The organism is Actinomadura sp. NAK00032, assembly GCF_013364275.1.
GTDB lineage: Bacteria > Actinomycetota > Actinomycetes > Streptosporangiales > Streptosporangiaceae > Spirillospora.
Map to the genome: position 1 here is coordinate 2277225 of NZ_CP054932.1, position 20741 is coordinate 2297965.

A 20741-nucleotide genomic window follows, 5' to 3' on the forward strand; every position below is an offset into this window, starting at 1 on the left:
ATTCGGGTGCGTACCCCAAAACACGGGGTTGTCGCTTTGTGGTTATTTCCTAGGGGTGAGTCTTTTTCATCCGAGAGGTACGGTATGGCGTACCGCCGTGGGCGGCGGGATGAAAAAGGCTCGGGTTGGCGCTGCGTTTGCCGATGCACGTGCATTCTGGTGTGCAGCCGGATTGTGCGCTTACGTTGGGTGTATTCGCCGGGGCAATTGATCACCTATGGTGACGGTCGGTTCACGCTTTGCTCAGTTTTTCCCTGACGCCTGTGTGACCTGGGCAGTTCGCGTTAGGCTTATGCCGAAATCAGCGACGGGAGCACGTGCGCGCCGATGCAATTCGGGGTATGTGCTCGCCCGGGAAGCCGGGCCCCGCGCCCGGCCCCTCGGAAGGCCGGCCGCGAGGCCGGGACGGCCCGGATCGGCGGGGGGAGGCAAGGAGCCATGCACGAACGCGTGTCGCCGGCAGGACACGGCCGGTGCCCGAGCGCCCCGGCGTCGTCGTTGATGCTGACCAAGGGCGTGTCCTGGGTCTAGGTGCCGGCAGGCGCACAGCACCCCGGCGGCGGCCCGCCATCTCGTCACTCCCCGAGGGGCGGCAATGCGTGGACTTCCTCTCGCTGCCTGGGCGTACGTCAGCGGTGTGGTGGCCGTCGCGGCCGGCCTCATCGCGACCTCGTCCTTCGCGGAGCTGGACTGGGGCAAGCTGGTCGTGCTGGCCCTGCTGTTCCTGGTCTGCGACTCGGCGCCCGCACGGCTGACCGTCGCGCGCGCCAGGGTGTCGCTGAGCTTCGCCGCGAGCCTGGCCTCGGTGGTGCTGCTCGGCCCCACCGGCGCGGCACTGCTCGGCCTGGTCGCCGTGGTCACCGGGCAGCGGTTCTTCGCCCCGGTCAAGCGCGTGTTCAACGGCGCGCAGTTCGCGCTCAGCGGCTTCGTCTCCGGGACGGTCTTCGAGCTGCTCGGCGGCGACCGCTTCCACCCCGAGAAGGCCCGCTGGGTCGAGCACGTCATCGGGCCGTTCCTCGGCGCGCTGGTCGCCTTCGTGGTGGTCAACCTGGCACTGACCGCCGGGGTCCTGCTGCTCAGCCGGCAGGCCGCGCCGCGCGAGCTGCTGCACGAGAGCGGCCAGCTCGCCGTCGGCTGCCTCGGCTACGGCATGGTCGGGCTGCTGATCGCCGGGCTGTGGCCGCGGGTCGGGCCGTTCGCCGCCGTGCTCGTCCTGCTCCCGCTGTTCATCGCCCGGTGGGCGATGGACCAGGCGTACGCGCAGCAGCAGGCGCACTCGGCCACCCTCGCCGCGCTGTGCCAGGCCGTCGAGACCAAGGACTTCTACACCCGCGGCCACTCCGAGCGGGTGTCCCGCGGCTCGGTGATGATCGCGCAGGAGATCGGCATGCGCGCCGACCGGGTCGAGGCGATCCGCTACGCCGGGATGCTGCACGACGTCGGCAAGCTCGGCGTCCCCACCAAGGTGCTGCAGAAGAACGGGCCGATGACCGAGGAGGAGTTCGCCGCGATCCAGCTGCACCCGATGCGCGGGCTGGAGATCGTCCGCGAGATCGGGTTCCTGGACGAGGCGCTCGCCGGGATCATGCACCACCACGAGAAGATGAACGGCCGCGGCTACCCGATGGGCCTCGCCGGCGACGAGATCCCCGAGTTCGCCCGGGTCATCTCGGTGGCGGACGCGTTCGACTCGATGACCTCGACGCGCTCCTACCGGGCGGCCCGCAGCATCGAGGAGGCGGTGGCCGAGCTGGAGCGCGGGATGGGCGACCACTTCGACCCCGAGATGGTCGAGGCGTTCCTGCGCGCCCTCGACCGCGAGGGCTGGGAGCCGCCCGACCCGGTCGTGCTGCCGGACGACGACGTCGTCGAGACCACCCGGCAGGACCACGACGACCCGAGCGCGCCGCTGCGGGTCACCGGCGGCGACGAGGTGCGGCACCAGTGACGACCGGTCAGATCCCCGCCCGGGAGCGGGCGGCGTGGCAGACCATCGACTCCGGCCAGCTGCTGCTGATCGCGACCGCCGGGCTGTTCGTCGTCGTCGCCGTCACCCAGGTCGCCGCGGCCGGGCTCCGGCAGGCCGACATCGCGATCATCTTCGGCGTGCTGATCGCGCTGGGCGAGCTGTTCCGCATGGTGATGCCGGGCAACCGGGAGGTCGCCCCGATCGCCACCGCGGGCGCGATGGGGTACGCGCTGCTGGTCGGCGTCGGCCCCGAGGGCGCCGCGCCGGACGCGCCGCTCGGCGTCGTCCCGGCCGCGCACTCCGCGCTGCAGGTCGTCGCCGTGACCGCGGTCGGCATGCTGGTCGGCTCGCTGCCGCACATCGCGGTGGGCCGGATGCCGCGGCCGGACGCGATGGCCCGCCGGCTGTTCAACGTCGCCGTCATCGCGCTGTGCTTCCGGCCGGTGCTGACCCTCGACCTCGCCTGGTACCTGCTGCTGGCCGTGATGGGGCTCGTCGTGGTCGCGTCCTGCTTCAGCGACGTGCTGATCGCCGCGGTGATCCGGGCGGAGACGGTCCGGGCGCGGTTCGGCATCGCGCTGCGCGACGAGATCGAGGCGAAGATCGCGCTGTGCGCGGCGACCAGCGCGACCGCCATGCTGATCGCGGTCGCGACGACCGCGATGGGCGAGGCCGCGCTGCTGATCTTCACCGTGCCGATCCTGGTGACCCAGTTCGCGTTCCGCCGGTACGCCGGCATCCGCGCCACCTACCTGGAGACCGTTCGCGCGCTGTCGCGGGTCACCGAGGTCGGCGGCTACGTGGAGGCGGGGCACTCGCGGCGGGTGGCGCGGCTCGCGGTCGCGATGGGCCGCGAGCTCGGCATGGCCGAGGAGGAGCTGCTCGAACTGGAGTACGCGGCGCTGATGCACGACATCGGGCAGCTGTCGCTCGGCGACCCGATCCCGGGCGGCGCGACCGTGCTGGCGTCCCCGGCCGAGCAGCGCCGCATCGCCGAGCTGGGCGCCGAGGTGATCAAGCAGACCGGCGTGCTGGACCGGGTGGCGCACGTCGTCCAGCTGTCCTCGCACCCCTACCGGACGGGCCGCGACCCGGCCGGCGACGCGGGCGAGCGGCCGCTGCCGCCGCCACTCGCCAGCCGCATCATCAAGGTCGCCAACGCCTACGACGACCTCGTCGGCGACTCCGCCGACCGCGACCGGGGCGCCGCCGTGCTGGAGCGGCTCCGGCTCGACTCGGCCGCCGAGTACGACCCGACGGTCGTGGAGGCGCTCAGCCGCGTCGTCGACCGGCGCCCCCGCCCGTAGCGCCGGAAGGGCCCGTGATGCCGGAAGTGCCCGTAGCGGCGGGAGAGCCCGTGGGCGCCGTGCACCGCCGTGACGGCGGTCGCGGCGGTCCACAGCAGCAGCGCGCCGAGGCGCTGGTCGTCGAGCGGCGGCGCGCCCCAGGTGCGGCCGAGGGTTTCGTACCAGTTGCCGAGGACGGTCCCGTCCCGCATGAGCGCCACCCCGGCGATGACGTGCAGCGGCAGCAGGGCCAGGGGGACGAGCGCGCCCGTCGCGCCGTGGAAGTACGCGAGCCCGGCGGCGAGGAAGACCAGCATGGCGAGTGAGTGGAGCGCGTGGTTGCCGAGCGACGGCGGGAACAGCGGCGACACGTACCACGCGTAGAGGCTGAGGAGCAGCAGCGGGCACGCGACCGCCGGATGGCCGAGCGCCCGCAGTCCCCGGCTGCCCGCTGCGGCGTCGAGCAGCGCGCGGCCCTCCCCGCGCATGGCCCGGAGCGCCAGCCGCACCGGTGCCCCGTACAGGAGCAGCGGCGGCGCGATGAGCCCGACGAGGACGTGCTGGACGGCGTGCGCGCTGAACAGCACCATGCTGTAGCGGGAGATCCCGCTCGCGGTGGCGAGCAGCAGGACGAGCAGCCCCACGGCCCACGCCGCGCTGCGGCGCAACGGCCAGTCCCGGACGCGCGCGACACCCACCCCGTACAGCACGGCCGCGGCGACGATCAGCACCGCGAACAGCGGGTCGATCCACCAGTCGCGGAGGTACGGGCCGACGCCGGCCGGGCCGGGCAGCGGGAAGCCGAGGCGCAGCGCGACGACGTCGAGGGTGTCCGGGGCGTTCTCGGGCGGCGGCGTGCGGGACAGCCCGGCGGCCAGCGCCATCGTCGCCGCCATCACGAGGACCTCGACCGCGCCGAGGCGCAGGAACGGGCGGGGGCCCGTCCCGTCCCGCAGCGCGGGGAGCGTGGCGCGGCGGTGCCACCAGCCGAGCGCGCCGAGCACGGCGAGCGCGGCGCCCTTCGCCACGACGAGCATCCCGTACCGGGATCCGAGGTGGACGCCGCCGAGCCGCACCCAGGCGTTGACCGCGCCGCTGGCGCCGACGACGGCGAACGCGGCGAGCGCGAGGCCGCTGTAGCGCTCGGCGACGCGGGGCAGGCCGTCCCGCATGCCGGGAGCGAGGGTGAGCAGAGCGACGAGCCCGCCGACCCACAGCGCGGCCCCGGCCACGTGCGCGGCGAGGCTCCAGACGGCGAGCGCGTGGTTCGCGGCGCTCGCGGCGTGCCCGGTGAACAGCGGCGGCAGCAGCGCGGCGAGCGCGCCCGCGAGCAGGTACCCGGCGCGGCCCGCCGCGCGGGGCAGGCTCGCGGCGACGGCCAGGGCGAGCGCGGCGGCGAGGACGAGCAGCAGCGCCCGGCCCTGCGGCAGTTCGATGAGCAGCGTCCGCAGCATGTTCCCGGTGACGCCGCCGAGTCCCGTCCCGAACAGGTCGAGGACGGTGAAGACGATCAGCGCCAGCGTGCACAGCGCCCAGGCGAGCGCGGTCAGCGACGCCGCGCGCAGGCAGCGGCGGCCGGTGCCGGACGTTCCCGGCACGAACACGGCGGCGGCCAGCAGCCAGCCGACCGTGAGGACCGCCGCGGCGTCGCCGCCGAGCTTGGCGACCGACAGGCCGGTCTTGGTCAGCGCCCCCGCCCGCGACAGGCCGGGGACGGCGGTCTCGCTGAACGCGCCGCCCAGCCGCACCACCAGCGCGAGGACGACCAGCGCGAGCGCGGCGGCGCCGATGGCGAGCATCGTCCGGTCGGTGCGGGCCGCGGGCGGGTCGGGGATCGCCTCGGGTGCCGTCACGGCCGGTGGTACGCGCGCACCTCCGCCGCCGGTTCAGCGGGTCAGTGCGGCTCGGCCGGAGGGAACGTGACGGGCAGGGCGACCAGGGCGCGGTGGAACGGGCCGGGACGCCACTCCAGCGCGTCCCTCGGGACGGCGAGGTCCAGGTCGGGCAGCCGGTCCAGGAGCACCTCGATGGCGGCGGACGCGATCAGCCGCGCATGGTTCTTGGCGGGGCAGGTGTGCGGCCCGCCGGCGAACGACAGGTGCGCGCGGTTGCCCTTCCGGTCGGCCACCGCCCGGGACGGGTCGGTGTTCGCGGCGGCGTAGCTGATCAGGATGGGCTGGTGGGCGGGCAGCCGGTGCCCGTGGAAGTCGATGTCGCGGCGGGGGAACGTCGTCCCGAGGTTGGCCAGCGGCGGGTCGGTCCACAGGATCTCGTCGAGCGCGTCCTCGACGGGCATGCCGCCGCCCGCCAGGTCGCCGCCGAACCGGTCGTCCGACAGCAGCAGCAGGATGCCGTTGGCGATGAGGTTCTGCTCCGGCTCGGAGCCGGCGCCGATCAGCAGCGTGAGCTGGTGGGCCATCTCCAGGTCGTCGAGGCCCGCCGGGTGCCGCATCATCCACGACGTGACGTCCGCGCCGGGGTGGGCCCGCTTGTAGGCGACCAGTTCGGAGTTGCCCTCGGCGAGCAGCGCGTTGCCCTCCACGCCGCCCACGGCGTCGAAGATGGCGCTCATGCCGCGGACGAGCTTGTCGCCGATGTCGCGGGGGCAGCCGAAGATCTCGTTGAACACCAGCGGCGTCAGCGTGCGGGCGTACTGGGCGATGAGGTCGGCCTTGCCGTCGCCCGCGAACCGGTCGATGAGGGTGTCGGCGCTGACCTGGGTGTGGTCGCGCAGCGCCGCCGGGTCGATGCGGTCGAGGCTGTCGACGATCACCGAACGAAGCCGCGCGTGCACGGTGCCGTTGGTGAACATCGCGTTGGGCCGCGCCATCATGAGCGGCATCACCGGGCAGTCCGGGCCGACCTCCTCCTCCCACACCTCGCTGCTGCGCGGGAAGGTGTCCGGGTCGCGCAGGATCTCCAGCGCGGCCTCGTACCCGATGACCAGCGTCGCCGGGACGCCCGGGGCCAGCTCGACGGGCGCGAGGTCGCCGTGGGCGCGCATCCGCGCGTAGACGGCGGCGGGATCCCGGGCGTACTCGGGGCCGTACAGGGGGAAGCGCTCCGGCTCGGTCATGCGGTTTCCGTGTCCAGGGTGAGGAGGTGGTCGACGAGGGAGATCAGCGCCTCGGTGGACGACCTGCGGTCGCGGGCGTCGCAGGTGACCAGCGGCGTGCGGGGCGCGAGGTCGAGCGCCTCGCGGACCTCGGCCTCCGGGAAGGCGGGCGAGCCGTCGAAGTGGTTGACGGCCACCGCGTACGGCAGGCCCTGCTTCTCCACGATGTCCATGACGGCGAACGACTCCTGGAGCCGGGTCGTGTCCACCAGGATCAGCGCGCCGAGGGCGCCGCGCGCCAGGTCGTCCCACAGCCGGGTGAACCGCTGCTGGCCGGGCGCGCCGAACAGGTACAGGACGAGGTCGTCGCTGAGGGTGAGGCGGCCGAAGTCCATCGCGACGGTGGTGGTGGTCTTGTCGCGGATGCCGGCGAGGTCGTCCACGGTCGCGCCGGCCTGCGTCATCCGCTCCTCGGTGCGCAGCGGGCGGATCTCCGACAGAGTCCCGACGTAGGTGGTCTTGCCGACCGCGAAGTGCCCCACGATGAGGATCTTGACGGCGGTCCGGACGCTGTCGCGGACGTAGGACGGGTCAGAGGCGAGCGCGGAGCCCATCGAGCACCTCCTGGAGGAGCCGTACCTTCGGCTGCCGGTCGGCGGGCGCGGCGGCCCGGGTGGTGAGGTGCCCGCTGTCGACGAGGTCGGAGAGCAGCACCTTGACGACCCCGACGGGCAGGCCGAGGTGCCCGGAGATCTCGACGACCGACAGCGCGCCGCCGCGGCACAGGTCGATGATGCGGAGCTTTTCCGGGGTGAGGTCCTTGCGCGGCAGGTCGCCGGTGGCGATGACGAGGGTGACGAGGTCGAAGACGTTGCGGGTCGGGTGCGCCCGCCCGCCGGTGACGACGTGCGGGCGCACCAGCGCGCGCTCGTTCCGCCGCGGGGTCATGCGGTGCTGCCCGCGCCCGGACGCGGCGGGCTGGTCAGCTCCTTGCCCAGCCGCTGCACCAGCTCCTGGAGCCGGAACGACACGGTCTCCATGTCGACGCGCTGCGTCGCCGACACCGCGAGGTAGGCGCCGGGGCCGGCGGCGACGAGGAACACGTAGCCGTCGTCGAACTCGTTGACCGTCTGCCGCCAGGTGGTGCCCGCGTCGCCGCAGAACTCGGCGGTGCTGCGGGCGAGCGACTGCAGGCCCGCCATGCCGGCCGCCTGCCGCTCTGCCTCGTCCCGGCCGATCCGCTCGGAGTGCGCCATGAGCAGGCCGTCGGCCGACAGCAGGATCGCGTAGCGGGTCTCCGGCATCCGCAGCGCGTCGTCGAGCATCCAGCCGAGCCGGTTCGTACCGTCGTCCATCGCGCCGTTCCACCCCTCGTTCATGGCCGCAGATCCTTACTGTCCGCACTGCCGGCACTGCCGCCACCGCCGGCCCCGGGCGCCTCGCCGGACGGCGTCGCGGCGCGGCCGGACCGCGTGCCGCGCTGCCATGCCCCGAGGCCCGCGGCGGTCTCCCGCGCCGGCCGGGGCAAGGTCGCCGGCGCGGCGTCCCCGGTGTCCGGTTCGGGTGCCTCGCCGGGTTCGGGTCCGGGTTCGGCGGGACGTTCGGCGACGGCGACGCGGCTCCGCTTGGGCAGCCCGCCGGCCGTCGCGGCGCCCGCCGCGGCCGCGGCCGCCGGGCGCTCCGCCGCCGCCGGTGCGGGCGGCCGCTCGTCCGGGACCTCGGTGAGCAGCGCGGACGGCACGAACACCACGGCGCGCACGCCGCCGTAGGGGGAGTGGCTGTCGACCGACACCCGGAAGCCGTACCGGGCGGCGAGCACGCCCGCGACCGCGAACCCGACGCGGGGCGGGTCGCCGAGCCGGTGGATGTCCACCGACGCGTCGCCGGACAGCAGCTCCGCCGCGCGCTGCAGCTCGTCGGCGTCCATCGCGACGCCCGCGTCATCGATGGTGATGGCGACGCCGTTGTGCGCGGAGCGGAAGTTGACCTCGACGGCGGTGTCGGGGCGCGAGTGCCGGGCGGCGTTGTCCAGCAGCTCGGCGAGGGTCAGCACGATCGGCTCGACGGCCCGGCTCGTCACCGCGGCGTTCAGCGACCCCTCCAGGTTGACGCGCAGGTAGTCGCGGATGCGGGAGGTCGCGCCGCGCACCACGTCGGTCAGCGAGGACGCCGACCGCTGCTGCCCCGGCCACGACCCGCACAGCACGGCGGTGGCCTGCGCGCGCCGTCCGAGCTGGGCGTTCATGTGGTCGATGTGGAGCAGGCCCTCCAGCACGTCGGGGTCGTCGTGGCGTTCCTGCATGTGCGAGATGGCGAGCTGCTGCTCGTTCGCGAGGCTCTGCACGGCGCGCATCATCGCGCGCAGCGTCGACTTCGCCGACCGGTCGGCGCGCTCCCGGACGCCCGCGGCGGAGCCGGCGAACAGGTCCACGACGGTCCGCATCGCCTGGCCGTAGGCGGGGGCCTCGCGGTCGAGGTCGTGCAGCGGTCCGGTGACGTGCACGGCCGGGTTGGTCAGCGACTCCACGAGCTCGGGCAGCCGGACGTCGGCGAGGTGCCGCAGCTCCCGCTCCCGCAGGTCCAGGCCGCGGGCGAGCACGGAGTTCTGCTCGCGCAGCTCGGCGGTCGCCCGCCGCTGGCGTACCAGCAGGACGGCGGCGGCGATGCCGGCGCCCGCCACGAGGACGAACGCCGCCGCCAGGACGAATTGCTCCATCAGATCCTCGGTGCAGAGGGTTTTCGGGCGAAGTTGACCGGCCGCGGGGCCGGAGGTGGGGGAAATGGCGCGAACACGCCACAGGTTCGGCACCGTAGGGGGGTTCGCGGGAGCGCGCTTGTGCTCGCGCGCAAGGAACCTGCCGCCGGGCGCACAGCAAGATCACCGACAGTCTGATTCGCGTTACTTACCGCTGGATTCAGGTGAATCGGTGGCGCCGCGCGTACTACGCTCGGGCGCGCAAGCGATCACCGCGCCGGACCAGGTCCGGCGCGGCACGGACCGGCGGAAGGGCCTGCGGGTGGACGACCTCCTCGGCGGGCCGGTCCGGCGCGACGCCTACCGGCTCGTCCTGTACGAGGAGGGCCGCCCCGACCCCGGCGCGGAGGGCTACCGGTTCCTGCTGCCGCTGCACGGTGAGCTGCTCACGCTCGACGGCGGCCCGGAGGCGCGGCTGCGCCCCGGCACGGGCGGGCTCGTCCCGCCGGCCGCGCCGCTGCGGGTCGACCGGCGGCGGCCCGGCCGCGCGCTCGTGCTGACGATCCCGGCGCGCGAGATGGCGGGCCGGCTCAACGTGCCGGCGCTGCCGGTGACCGGCATCGACCTGACCGCCGGCCTCGGCCGCGTCGTCGCCGACATGGTGCGGGCCGTCGGGGAGGAGCGCGACAGCCTGTCCGAGCCGCAGTTCGACGCCGCCTGCGACCGGATCACCGAGCTGCTGTGCCTGCTCGTCGCGGGGCGCGCCCGGCCGCCCGCGTCCGGCCACCTCGCCGAGGTGGAGGCGGTGGTGCGCCGGCACGTCCGCGAGCACGCCGCCGACCCCGGCCTCACCGGCACCGCGATGGCGCAGGACCTCGGCTGGTCGCTGCGGCAGATCCAGCTCGCGCTGCAGCGGGCCGGGACCACGCCGCGCGAGCTGATCCGCGAGGAGCGGCTCCGGCTCGTCCGGGACCGGCTGCGCGATCCGCTGTACCGGAACGTCACGATCACCGACCTCGCGCACGCGAGCGGCTTCTCCTCCGCGAGCGCGCTCAGCCACGCGTTCCGCCGCCGCTTCGGCATCAGCCCCCGCGACCTGCGCCGCGACGCCGGGCCCGGCTGAGCCGGGTCGGCACGGATTGCCATTCCGCCGCGGCCGGGCCGCCGCTAGCATGCGGCGGAGAACCAGTGGCACGGGGCGACGACAGGTCAGGAGCGCCCGTGGACCTCGGCCCCCACCATCTGCGGATGATCGAGGCGATCGCCGCCACCGGCAGCATCAGCAAGGCCGCCGCGCGGCTCGGCCTCACCCAGCCCGCCGTCAGCACGATGCTGCGCCGTGTGGAGGGCCACCTCGGCGCGCAGCTGTTCGTCCGCTCCCCGGAGGGCGTCACCCCGACGCCCGTCGGGGCGGAGGTCGCCACCCGCGCCCGCGCCGCGCTCGCCGCCATCGACGACCTCAACGCCGCGCTCGCGCACCGGCTCCCCGCCGCGCCGCCGCTGCTGCGGATCGGGATCCAGGCGTGTCCCGCGCTGACCGGGCTCGGCGGGCACCTCGACGCGCTGCGCCCGGACGCGCGGCTGCAACTGCGGGTCGACCCGGGCGGCGGGCGCATCCCCGCCCTGCTCGGCTCCGGCGCGCTCGACATCGGCCTGTTCCAGGAGCCGGCCGGCCACGACCCGCGCCCGCGCGACGGGCTGCGCCGGCTCGTCCTGGTGGAGCGCGAGCCGCTGCTCGCCGGGATGTCGGCCGCCGGCCCGCTCGCCGCCGGACCGGCCGTCGACCTCGCCGACCTCGCCGACCGGGACTGGCTGGACGACCCGCTCGACGACGGCCCGTGGCCCGCCCACTTCCGCGCCGTGTGCGCGGCCGCCGGGTTCACCCCGCGGGTGCGGTACTGGTCGAGCGACTGGCAGATCTCGGCGTCGCTGATCCGGTCCGGGCGCGCCGTCGGCCTCTACCAGCCGACCGCCGCCTCCCGCGACGGGATCGCGTTCCGCCGCATCGCCGGCGACCCGCTGGCGCAGCGCGTGGTGCTGATGTGGCGTCCCGAGGCCGAACCGGCGGCGGAGCGGCTCCGCGCCGCCTTCACCGGTGTCTACCTCGGCCTCGTCCAGGCCCAGCGGATCTACCGCGAATGGTGGGACGAGCACCCCGAGGCGCACCCGGCACTGCTCGCCGCGCGGGTCCCGGAAGGGGGACCGGCCCCCGGGACCCGCGCGCCGAGCCGCTAGTAACCGCCCCTGCGGCGCCGCGCCACGGCGATGCCCGCGGCGGTCACCGCGCCGCCCGCGCCGAGCGCCAGCAGGGCCGGTGCCGGGCCCCGATCCGGCACCGGCTCGCGGACACCGGTCGCGGGCGAGTAGCCGCCGAGCTTCCCGGACCGCTGGTAGGCGGTCCCGGGGAGCTTGTCGGCGTACCGGGCGTGCACGAGCCGCTGGTACGCGGCCACCGTCACGCCCGCCTTCCCGACCGACGTCCGCGCGGTGTCGTTGAGGGCGGTGACCCGGCCGTCCTTCAGCCGGTACCAGGCGTGGATCTGCGGCTCGGTGAACACCGTGCCGCCGTTCGCCCGCGCCGGGTAGGCCGCCTCGTCCGACCCGGAGATGATGTTCATGACCTGCCAGCTCGCGCCGGACCGGGTCAGCCACATCGTCGCGTGCTGCCCGCTCGCCGACGCCGCGCCGACCGCCATGTAGGCGAACGTCGCGACCGGCGCGCTCTCACCCTTCACGAACGCCGGGTTCAGCGAGTAGACCTTCTGCACCGCCCCCTGGAGCCGCGGTGCCTTGGCCTGGGCCTGCGCCTTGGTGACGGCCTGGTTCGTCAACCGGCCGCGCTGGTGCTGGTCGAGGTGGACGAAGAACTCCGCGAGCCGCTGCTGCGCCGCGGGCGCCCGGGCGGCCTCCGCCGCGCCGGCCTCGCCGGACGGCGGGCCGGCGGCCAGCGCCGCGTTCCCGCCCATCAGCACGGTGCCGCCGATCACCGCACCGGCCGCGATCCTCATACTGGCGCGCATCTCAACCCCCGATCCTGGACAGGGCCTGGCCCCATCGGAACTGGTAGTTGCTGACGTAGCTGCTGTAGGACATCTCCCCGTAGCGGGGGCTGGACGGCCACGGGTCGCCGTAGGAGACCGTCTGGCCGGAGTAGCCGTAGATGACCTGGGCGTGGCCGCCGCCTGCCGTCCAGTAGATGCCGGTCAGGATCGGCCGCTGCCCGTTGATCTCGCCCTGCACCGACGCGAACGACAGCGGCCCGGAGACCTGCCCGGGGGAGAGCCCGAGCGCCTGGAACGCGCGCTGGTCGTACTCCAGGTAGCCGGCCTGGTTCGGGCAGTAGCTCCCGCGCGGGTAGCCGCGCCCGAGGTTGCAGAAGTCGTTCTGGCTGACGTTCCCCTTTCCGAAGAACTTGGCGATGGTCAGCCCGCTGGCGACCCAGCACCACTGGTTCTGCTGCTGCACCTGCTGCGTGATCGGCAGGTCCTGCGCCGAAGCCGCCGCGGCCGGTGCCGCGAGGGTGGCCGCCGCCACCCCCGCGGCACCGGCCGCGAGCCACCGGCGTGCCCGGGCGGGTCGGGTACGCGTTCTCATGCTTCCGCCATTTCTCCCGGCGTGGGGCGCGCCCCCCGCGCGACTCCCTGCCGGTGCCGGGGGAACTCCGGCCGGAAATCCCCGCGCGAGGAACCGAGGAACGCCACAAAAGTCGCACCGCACCCCGAACACGCGGAAATGTCAGCAGGCCATAACACGCCGCAATACCCGCCGCTCTGTGCCCGATGACCTGGACGCCCCGCCGCCGGCGGCGTTCACTGGAGTGCGTGGACGCACCACTCGACCGCGCGCCCGCCCGCGCGCCCGCGACCTGGTCGGGGCTCAACTGCTCCGTGCTCTTCTGCGACGTCGCGGGCTTCGGCGACCCGTCCCGCGACGACGACGACCGCCGCGTCGTCCGCGACGTCACCTACGGCGTCCTCCTGGCCGCCCTGGAGGCCTCGGACGTCCCGGCCGCCGACACCTACCGCGAGGACCGCAGCGACGGCGCCCTGGTGGTCGTCTCCCCGGCCGTCCCCACCGCCTCGCTGATCGACCCGCTCGCCGGGCACCTGGCCGTCGCGCTCCGCCGCCACAACCACCGCGCGAGCGCCGCCGTCCGCGTCCAGCTCCGCGTCGCCCTGCACGTCGGCCCCGTCGCGCCCGACGCCGAGGGCCTGAACGGCCAGGCCATCATCCAGGCCGCCCGCCTCATGGAGGCCCCGGCCCTCAAGACCGCCCTCGCCGAGAGGGGCGCCGACCTGGGCTTCATCGTCTCGTCGTTCGTCTACGACGCCTACGTCGCGCACCTGCACGGCGCACTCGACCCGAAGGCCTTCGAACCCGTGACGGTCACGGTGAAGGAGACCACCGCCGAGGCCTGGATGTACCTGGCAGGCCCCGCCCCGGATCTCGCACCGCGCCCGGCCATGGCCCCGGCGCCGCGCTCACCGGACTCCGACGGCCCCCAGGGAACCACCGTCTTCCACCACGTCGAGGTCCACGGCGACATGGTCCTCGGCGACAAGACCGTCCACGAGCGCTGACGGCCCGTCCGGCCAGCGCTCATCGACGCCGCGCAGCAGCCGCGCCCACTTCGCCGGCGACCGCGAGACCGCGAGGTTGCGCACCGCCGTGAACCGGAACAGCCAGGCCAGCGCCTCGTCCTTGAGGTCGTGCTCGGTCTCGTCCCGGTAGGCGGCGACGAAGGCGTCCGCGAGGTCCCAGCGCGGCCGGTCCGCGCCCAGGTGGGCCAGGTGCAGCCCGGCGAGCGCGACGTCGTACCACTGGACGTCCCAGTGCGCCCGGTCCCAGTCGACGATCTCGACGACCCGGCCGTCCCGGACGAGCAGGTTCTCGGTCCGCAGATCGTGGTGGGTGAGCCCCTTGGGGCCGAGGTAGAGCCCGACCCGCTCGGCGGCCAACCGGTCCAGCCCGGCCGTGACGGCCTCGATGTGGGCCGGCGGGCGCCCCCGCGACACCATGTCGTCGATCAGCGGGCCCGCCTTCCGGAGGACCCGGGTCATCGGCCAGTCGTAGACGTGGAGCCGGGTCCGCGCCGTGTCCAGGGACGCCCGGTCGACGACGCCGGCACTCCGGTGCACCAGGGCGAGCTTGCGCGCAGCGTCCCCGACCAGGGAGGCCGCCAGCCAGTCGGGGGCCGGATCGTGCTCGGTATGGGAGCGGACGAACCAGTGGTGTCGCGGACGCGCCACCCAGGAATGTCCCTTCCGGGTCCCGACTGGGGACCGCACCACGGAACTCGCCGCCGTATCGGCGAGTGCTCGCATAATTGCGAATTGCCACTCGAAAGGGACCCGTCCCCGCTCCCTGCGCACCTGGGAGATCAGGTACGTCCGGTCAGCGTGCCGGTACAGGTAGTGCAGGCTGTAGTGGCGGCGCGGGGCGCCCAGGAACAGCGGCCGGCGGTGGCCGTAATGCCGCCTGAGAATCCCACGGCAAGTGAGAAAACGGTCATTCGGGAGCAAGGTACGTCCCCGGGTGCGATAACAGGCCCCACATAGGCCTCAGCAGCAAATTGCACCACAGAAGAGCGACCGAAACTCATGAATAGAAAATCCACAACCAGTCGGGAGAGGGTTTTGGGCGAGCCGTCGGGCCGCGGGCGGGTCAGGGGTCGCCGAGGAGGTGGCTGAGCCGGCGGTCGAGGGCGTCCGCCTCGGCTTTAGTGGCGGCGGCGGACGGGTCGCCGGTGGCCTGGTGGATCTGGGCGAGCAGGCGGAGCGCCTTGATCTCCTCGTGCTGGACGCCGATCTGGGCCGCGAGGTCGCGGGCCAGGCGGACCCGGACGAGGGCGTCCTCGGGACGGTCCAGCCGCAGCAGGATCTCGCCGACGTTGCGCAGCGTGACGACCTTGCCGTAGCTGTGGCCGAGGTCGTTCTCCAGGCTCAGGCACTTCTCCGCCGTGCGCAGCGCCTTCCCGGCGATGCCCATCCGCAGGTACACCTTGCTCAGCAGGTCGAGGGAGCCGGCGATGCCGCGCTTGTCGTCGATCGTGTGGCACAGCCGCAGCGAGCGCTTCGCCGCGTTCCGGGCCTGGCCGAGCCGTCCGGCGTTCAGCTCGATGAGGCCGAGCGCGTTCAGGGTGTTGGCCTCGCCGTGCCGGTCGCCGATCTCGCGGCGGATCGCGAGCGAGCGGTTCGCGTCCTCCCTGGCCTCGGTGTACATGCCCATCCGCCGGTAGCAGCGGCTCAGGCTGTCGAGCGCCTCCGCCTCGCCGTGCCGGTCGCGCAGCTCCTGCAGGACGTCGAGCGCCTCCAGGCCGGCCTCGACGGCCTTCTCGTGCCAGCCGAGCCGCCGCCTGATCGTGGAGAGGTACACCAGGGCCTGCCCCTCGCCCTGCCGGTCGGTGATCGTGCGGCGGATCTTCAGCGCCTCCTCGGCGTGGGCGCGGGCCTGGAGGTGGCGGCCGATCCGCATGTAGAGGTAGCCGAGGAAGGCGAGCGTCTCGCCCTCGCCGTGCCGGTCGCCGATCTCGCGGCGGATCCGCAGCGCCTGCTCGGTGGCGGCCTGGGACTCGCGGATCCGGCCCCATCCGTAGTAGATGCGGGCCATGTTGTCGAGGGTCTCGGCCTCGCCGCGCAGGTCCTTGATCTCCTTGCGTATCTCCAGCGCGTCGGCGGCGCACTCGTAGGCCCGGTCGTACTCGCTGAGGCCCTGGTAGCCGCGCGCGAGGGTGTCCAGCGTGGTCGCCTCGGCGTGCCGGTCGCTGATCTCGCGGCGCATGGCGAGCGCCTGCTTGCCGAGGTCTAGGGCCATCCGGTAGTCGCTGAGCTGCAGGTGCGTCCGGGCCATGTTGTCCAGGACGGCCGCCTCCCCGTACCGGTCCTGCAACTGGACGCTCAGCTGCAGCGCGGGCGCCGCCTCGAGCAGCGCCTCCTGGGTCTGGCCCAGTTCCCGGTAGATGACGGAGATGTGGTGGTGCATGAAGAAGCGGGCGAGCGGGTCCGCGCCCCGCTGCGCCGCCTCCAGCCCGGACCGGTGGACCTCCAGGTTCTCGTGGCAGTACCGGCGCAGCTCGAAGAAGTCGTAGACGGCGTCGGCGAGCTCCCAGGTGAGCTGGTCCCAGTGCAGGCGCGCGACCTGCCGGGTCAGCTCGGTGAGGTTCTGCTGCTCGGCGGCGAACCATTCGAGGTGGCGGGCCCGCTCGGCGGGGTCGGGGTCCACCGGCGGCGCGGTCAGCTCCTGGCGGATCGTCCGGCGGTACCGGTCGAGGAACCGCCCGGCCTGCTGCGCCGTGGTGAGGTACCACATCGCGAACCGCCGGATGGCGGCGGTGCGGACGACGGTCGCGTCCTCCTGGAGCGCCCGCCCCCGCGCGTACTCGCGGAGCAGTTCGTGCAGATGGTGGCGCCCGCCGCCGATCGCCTGGACGAGCCCGGCCGTCTCCAGTTCGTCGAGCAGCCGCCGGGCCGCCTCCGGGGTCGTGCCGAGCAGCGCGCCCACGGCCCCGGCCGCGACGTTCGGCCCCTCGACGAGCCCGAGCAGGCGGAACGCCCGGCGCCGGTCCGGGGCGAGGCCCCGGTAGGACAGGTCGAACGCGGCCCCGACGGCCTCGTCCGGGTCCTCGCCGGCCGCGAGCTTGGCGAGCCGGTCGCCCTCCGCGAGCGCGTCGACGGTGTCGGCCACCGACTGGTGCGGGCGGGTGGCGAGGTTCGCGGCGGCGACCCGCAGCGCCAGCGGGAGCCGCGCGCACATCCGCACCAGCTCGGCGGTGGCGCCGGGCTCGCGCCGGGTCCGCTCCCGGCCGGCGACCTCGCCGACGAGGTCGCGCGCCTCCGCCGGGGACAGCAGGTCGAGCGCGGTCGCCCGGGCGCCGCAGCGCGCGACCAGCGCGGTGAGCCGCCGCCGGGCCGTGACGACCACCACGCAGGACGACGTGCCCGGCAGCAGCGGGTACACCTGCTGCGCGGACGCGGCGTCGTCCAGCACGATCAGCGCCCGCTTCCCGGCGAGCCGGGACCGGTAGAGGGCGGCGAGCTCGTCCTCCTCGACCGGCAGCCGGCTGGACGGGACGCGCAGCGTGCGCAGCGCCTGGCCGAGCGCCTCGCGCGGGGAGACCGGGCCACGCCGCGCGTAGCCGCGCAGGTCGATGAAGAGCTGCCCGTCGGGGAACCGCTCCGACACCAGGTGCGCCCAGTGCACGGCCAGGGCGGTCTTCCCGATGCCGGGCATGCCGGTCAGCGCGATGATGACGGGGGACTGCCCCGGGGGTTCGATGAGGGCGTCGAGCCGGTCGAGGACGTCCCGGCGCCCGGTGAACCCGGGCACGTCCAGCGGGAGCTGCCGGGGCGGGCCCTCCGTTTCGGGGGCCGGAGCCAGGTGGACGTGCTTGTCGCCGGATACCAGGTCGCCCTCGGCGTTCGCCTCGCCGAACAAGGTCGTCATGCCGGCCCTCCGCGGTTAGATCGACCTGGTTTTCACCGTAACGTGCGAATCGTCCGGAAAATATGGACAAATACACAAGTGGCCATTATGGGAAGGGCGGCGCCGGAAGTACGGTGCCGTTGTGGATCAACGTGAGGGTGCGCGCCTGAGGAATTGGGCGGGGAACGTCGGCTACGGGGCCGCGCGGGTGCACCGGCCGGAGTCCGTGGACGCCCTGCGCCGCATCGTGGCCGACGCGCGGCAGGTGCGGGCGCTCGGCAGCGGGCACTCGTTCAGCCTGGTCGCCGACACCACCGGGGACCTCGTCCGGCTCGACGGGCTGCCGCCGCTGGTGGAGGTCGACACGGCGCGGTCGACCGTGACCGTCGCGGCCGGGATGCGGTACGCGGACGTCGCGGCGGATCTGCACCGCAAGGGGTTCGCCCTGCCCAACATGGCGTCGCTGCCGCACATCTCGGTCGCCGGGTCGTGCGCGACCGGCACGCACGGGTCGGGGGACGGCCTGCGCTGCCTGTCCGCGTCGGTGACCGCGCTCGAACTCGTCGGTCCGGACGGCGACCTGCGCGAGCTGCGGCGGGACGCCGACGCCGCCTTCCCCGGCGCGGTCGTCGCGCTCGGCGCGCTGGGCGTCGTCACGCGGCTGACGCTGGAGGTCGAGCCCGCGTTCGAGGTCGCGCAGAACGTCCGGCTCGGCGTCCCGCTCGACGACCTGGCCGCCCGGTTCGACGAGGTGTTCGGCGCCGCCTACAGCGTCAGCGCGTTCACCGGGTGGCGCGGCGGTGAGGCCGCCGTGTGGCTCAAATGCCGCGCGGGCGCGCCGGGGCCGGTGTGGAGCGGCGGGCGCGCGGCGGGCGCGGCGGTGCATCCGGTGCCGGGCATGGACCCGGCGGCCTGCACCGTCCAGTTGGGCGAGCCGGGCCCGTGGCACGAGCGGCTGCCCCACTTCCGGCCCGAGCTGACGCCGAGCGCCGGACGCGAGCTGCAGTCGGAGTGGTTCCTGCCCAGAGAGGCGGCGGGCGCCGCGATCGCGGAGGTGCGGGAGCTGGCCGACGTCCTGGCGCCGGTCCTGCACATCTCCGAGATCCGCACCGTCCGCGGCGACGACCTGTGGCTGAGCCCCGCGTACGGCCGGGACTCGGTGACCCTCCACTTCACCTGGCACGACGACCCCGCCGGGGTGCTGCCCGCGGTCGCCGCGCTGCAGGAGCGGCTCGTCCCGCTGGGGGCGCGGCCGCACTGGGGCAAGCTCAGCACCACGCCCGGCGGGCGGGTCGCCGCCCGCTACGAGCGCGCCGCCGACTTCGCCGCGTTGGCGGGCGAGCTGGATCCCGGCGGGAAGTTCCGCAACGCGTTCGTGGACGCCCTCGTCCCGCGCGGTTAGCCGCCGGGCAGGGCGACCGTGACGGCCAGGCCGCCCTGGGCGCGCGGGACGGCGGTGACCGTGCCGCCGTGCGCCCGGACGATCGACTGGACGATCGAGAGCCCCAGCCCGGCGCCCTTCGCGGTGACGACGCGGTCGCCGTCGAGGCGCCGGAACGGCTCGAACAGCGCCGGGATCTCGTAGGGCGGGACGGCCGGGCCCGAGTTGGCGACCTCCAGGACGGCGCGGCCGCCCTCGGTGCGGCAGGCGACGCTGACCCAGCCGCCCTCGGTGTTGTGGCGCAGGCCGTTCTCCAGGAGGTTCTGCACGACGCGTTCGAGGAGGAGGGCGTCGCCCGACGTCATGGCCTCGGCCGCGTCGGTCTCCACGCCGATCCCGGTCTCCTTGGCCTCGGGCGCGGTCTGGGACGCGACATGGGCGACGACGTCCGCGAGGTCGACGGGCGCCCGGTGGGTGATCTCGTTCTCGGAGCGGGCGAGCAGCAGCAGGCCGCCGATGAGCCGCTCGTGCCGCGCGTTGATCTGCAGCAGGGTCTCGCCGAGCTGCCGGACGTCCGGGGACGCCGACGCGCGGTGCATCGCGACCTCGACCAGCGCGCGGCCCAGCGTGAGGGGCGTGCGCAGCTCGTGCGAGGCGTTGGCGACGAAGCGGCGCTGGCCGTCGAAGGACCGGTCGAGCCGCTCCACCATCGTGTCGAAGGTGTCGGCGAGCTCCTTCACCTCGTCGCGGGGGCCGGTGAGGGCGATGCGCTCGTGCAGGCCCCGGTCGGCGGCGGGCGAGCCGGCGATCCGCCGGGCGGTCTCGGTGACGCGGTGCAGCGGGGACAGCACCTGCCCCGCGATCAGCCAGCCGAGGCCCGCCGCGGCCCCGCCGACGACCAGCAGCGCGATCGACCCCTGCGTGACCAGGGACGTGACGGCGGCGTCGCGCAGCTCGGCGCGCTGCTTCTTCATCCAGCCCTCGGCGTCCGCCATCAGCTGCTCCTCCGGGAGGCGCCGCTCCGGAGCGGGCGTGGTCCGTGGAGCGGGCGAGGTGCGCGGCGCGGGGGCCAGCCGGGTCGCGAGGACCTTCGTGCCCGAGCGGGACAGCTGCTGGTTGAACAGGGCGTACGTCACCCCGAGCAGGACGACCCCGGCGACCAGGAACAGGCCGCAGTAGGTGAGGGTGAGCCGGGCGCGCAGCGACAGCTTCATGGGATCCGGTACCCCGCTCCCTTGACGGTCTCGACCACGGGCGGGTCGGCGAGCTTGCGGCGCAGCTTGAGGACGGTGAGCCGGACGGCGCCGGTGAACGGGTCGGCGTGCTCGTCCCACGCCTTCTCCAGGAGCTGCTCGGCGGAGACGACGGCGCCGTCCGCGCGCAGCAGCTCGGCGAGGACGGCGAACTCCTTGCGCGCGAGCGGCACGTACCGGCCGTCGCGGAACACCTCGCGGCGCGCCGGGTCCAGGGTGATCCCGGCGCGGTGCAGGGTCGGCGGCGCGGCCGGCCGGGACCGGCGGCCGAGCGCGTGCACGCGGGCGGCCAGCTCCGGGAACGCGAACGGCTTGGTGAGGTAGTCGTCGGCGCCGAGCCCGAGGCCGCCGACCCGGTCGGTGACCTCGGCGGCGGCGGTCAGCATCAGGATCCGCGCCGCCGCCCCGCCCCGCACCACCTCCCGGCACACCTCGTCGCCGTGGACGAGCGGCAGGTCGCGGTCCAGGACGATCACGTCGTAGTCGTTGACGCCGGCGCGCTCCAGCGCCGCCGCGCCGTCGTAGGCGAGGTCGACGGCGTGCGCGTCGTCCCGCAGCCACTCGGCGATCGCGTCGGCGAGCAGCCGCTCGTCCTCCACCACCAGAACTCTCATCACTCCTCCTCCGAGGGGTGATGGTGCCCGACGGCGTGTTTCGTCGCCGTTAGCCGCCGGGCTCCGC

At 74.4% G+C, this 20741-nt stretch carries 17 protein-coding genes and 1 pseudogene; 6 read left to right on the forward strand and 12 right to left on the reverse strand.

The features are described from left to right. The first annotated feature begins 595 nt into the window (after nucleotides 1-595). Both HUT06_RS10670 and HUT06_RS44470 read left to right on the forward strand, forming a co-directional pair. A complete protein-coding gene (locus HUT06_RS10670; protein ID WP_176195573.1) occupies nucleotides 596-1948 on the forward strand; it encodes an HD-GYP domain-containing protein in 1353 nt (450 codons plus the stop codon). Next, the gene (locus tag HUT06_RS44470; RefSeq protein ID WP_254715102.1) at nucleotides 1945-3276 is read left to right on the forward strand and encodes an HD-GYP domain-containing protein; all 1332 of its coding nucleotides are present in this window, start codon (nucleotides 1945-1947) and stop codon (nucleotides 3274-3276) included. The genes HUT06_RS10670 and HUT06_RS44470 overlap by 4 nt, the downstream gene beginning before the upstream one ends. Before the next feature lie 74 nt (nucleotides 3277-3350). On the opposite strand, the pseudogene HUT06_RS45585 reads toward HUT06_RS44470, so the two are convergent. The 6 genes and pseudogenes from HUT06_RS45585 to HUT06_RS10700 all read right to left on the reverse strand — a co-directional run. Next, nucleotides 3351-5054, reverse strand: a pseudogene (locus HUT06_RS45585) (cytochrome c oxidase assembly protein); the annotation flags it as partial. A 95-nt stretch (nucleotides 5055-5149) separates the two neighbouring features. Further along, nucleotides 5150-6331 carry a cytochrome P450 gene (locus HUT06_RS10680; RefSeq protein WP_217711274.1) on the reverse strand — a complete coding sequence of 394 codons (1182 nt, stop codon included), beginning with the start codon at nucleotides 6329-6331 and terminating at the stop codon, nucleotides 5150-5152. After that, nucleotides 6328-6924 carry an ATP/GTP-binding protein gene (locus HUT06_RS10685; protein WP_176195575.1) on the reverse strand — a complete coding sequence of 199 codons (597 nt, stop codon included), beginning with the start codon at nucleotides 6922-6924 and terminating at the stop codon, nucleotides 6328-6330. The genes HUT06_RS10680 and HUT06_RS10685 overlap by 4 nt, the downstream gene beginning before the upstream one ends. Beyond that, a complete protein-coding gene (locus HUT06_RS10690; protein WP_176195576.1) occupies nucleotides 6902-7258 on the reverse strand; it encodes a DUF742 domain-containing protein in 357 nt (118 codons plus the stop codon). The genes HUT06_RS10685 and HUT06_RS10690 overlap by 23 nt, the downstream gene beginning before the upstream one ends. Then, on the reverse strand, nucleotides 7255-7689 hold the full coding sequence (locus HUT06_RS10695) for a roadblock/LC7 domain-containing protein (RefSeq protein WP_254715103.1): 435 nt from the start codon (nucleotides 7687-7689) through the stop codon (nucleotides 7255-7257). Before HUT06_RS10695 ends, HUT06_RS10690 begins: the two co-directional genes overlap by 4 nt. Then, nucleotides 7686-9026, reverse strand: a complete 1341-nt coding sequence (locus tag HUT06_RS10700; protein ID WP_176195577.1) for an ATP-binding protein — start codon at nucleotides 9024-9026, stop codon at nucleotides 7686-7688. The genes HUT06_RS10695 and HUT06_RS10700 overlap by 4 nt, the downstream gene beginning before the upstream one ends. 211 nt (nucleotides 9027-9237) lie before the next feature. On the opposite strand from HUT06_RS10700, the gene HUT06_RS10705 reads away from it, so the two are divergent. Together HUT06_RS10705 and HUT06_RS10710 are read left to right on the forward strand one after the other, a co-directional pair. Next, on the forward strand, nucleotides 9238-10128 hold the full coding sequence (locus HUT06_RS10705) for a helix-turn-helix domain-containing protein (protein ID WP_254715104.1): 891 nt from the start codon (nucleotides 9238-9240) through the stop codon (nucleotides 10126-10128). Between the two features lie 98 nt (nucleotides 10129-10226). Next, nucleotides 10227-11240 (forward strand): LysR family transcriptional regulator, encoded by a 1014-nt coding sequence (locus tag HUT06_RS10710; protein WP_176195579.1) that lies wholly within the window; start codon nucleotides 10227-10229, stop codon nucleotides 11238-11240. On the opposite strand, the gene HUT06_RS10715 is transcribed toward HUT06_RS10710, so the two are convergent. Beyond that, nucleotides 11237-12025: a hypothetical protein gene (locus HUT06_RS10715; RefSeq protein ID WP_217711275.1), complete on the reverse strand. Its 789-nt coding sequence runs from the start codon at nucleotides 12023-12025 to the stop codon at nucleotides 11237-11239. The genes HUT06_RS10710 and HUT06_RS10715 overlap by 4 nt on opposite strands. A gap of 1 nt (nucleotide 12026) precedes the next feature. Further along, nucleotides 12027-12599: a papain-like cysteine protease family protein gene (locus HUT06_RS10720; protein WP_176195581.1), complete on the reverse strand. Its 573-nt coding sequence runs from the start codon at nucleotides 12597-12599 to the stop codon at nucleotides 12027-12029. Nucleotides 12600-12826: 227 nt separating this feature from the next. Here HUT06_RS10720 and HUT06_RS10725 point away from each other — a divergent pair, with 227 nt between their 5' ends. Further along, nucleotides 12827-13585: a hypothetical protein gene (locus HUT06_RS10725; protein WP_176195582.1), complete on the forward strand. Its 759-nt coding sequence runs from the start codon at nucleotides 12827-12829 to the stop codon at nucleotides 13583-13585. Here the strand turns inward: HUT06_RS10725 and HUT06_RS10730 are convergent. Together HUT06_RS10730 and HUT06_RS10735 are read right to left on the reverse strand one after the other, a co-directional pair. Then, a complete protein-coding gene (locus tag HUT06_RS10730) occupies nucleotides 13487-14527 on the reverse strand; it encodes a phosphotransferase (protein ID WP_368406966.1) in 1041 nt (346 codons plus the stop codon). The genes HUT06_RS10725 and HUT06_RS10730 overlap by 99 nt on opposite strands. A gap of 142 nt (nucleotides 14528-14669) precedes the next feature. Continuing rightward, complete coding sequence (locus HUT06_RS10735) at nucleotides 14670-17447, reverse strand: tetratricopeptide repeat protein (RefSeq protein WP_176195584.1); 2778 nt, start codon at nucleotides 17445-17447, stop codon at nucleotides 14670-14672. 121 nt (nucleotides 17448-17568) lie between these two features. Between HUT06_RS10735 and HUT06_RS10740 the strand changes: the two genes are divergently transcribed. Next, nucleotides 17569-18828 (forward strand): FAD-binding protein, encoded by a 1260-nt coding sequence (locus HUT06_RS10740; RefSeq protein ID WP_217711276.1) that lies wholly within the window; start codon nucleotides 17569-17571, stop codon nucleotides 18826-18828. On the opposite strand, the gene HUT06_RS10745 is transcribed toward HUT06_RS10740, so the two are convergent. Together HUT06_RS10745 and HUT06_RS10750 are read right to left on the reverse strand one after the other, a co-directional pair. Further along, nucleotides 18825-20021: a cell wall metabolism sensor histidine kinase WalK gene (locus HUT06_RS10745; RefSeq protein ID WP_176195585.1), complete on the reverse strand. Its 1197-nt coding sequence runs from the start codon at nucleotides 20019-20021 to the stop codon at nucleotides 18825-18827. The two genes, HUT06_RS10740 and HUT06_RS10745, sit on opposite strands and share 4 nt — an antisense overlap. After that, nucleotides 20018-20674 carry a response regulator transcription factor gene (locus HUT06_RS10750; RefSeq protein ID WP_176195586.1) on the reverse strand — a complete coding sequence of 219 codons (657 nt, stop codon included), beginning with the start codon at nucleotides 20672-20674 and terminating at the stop codon, nucleotides 20018-20020. Before HUT06_RS10750 ends, HUT06_RS10745 begins: the two co-directional genes overlap by 4 nt. Nucleotides 20675-20741 lie beyond the last annotated feature (67 nt).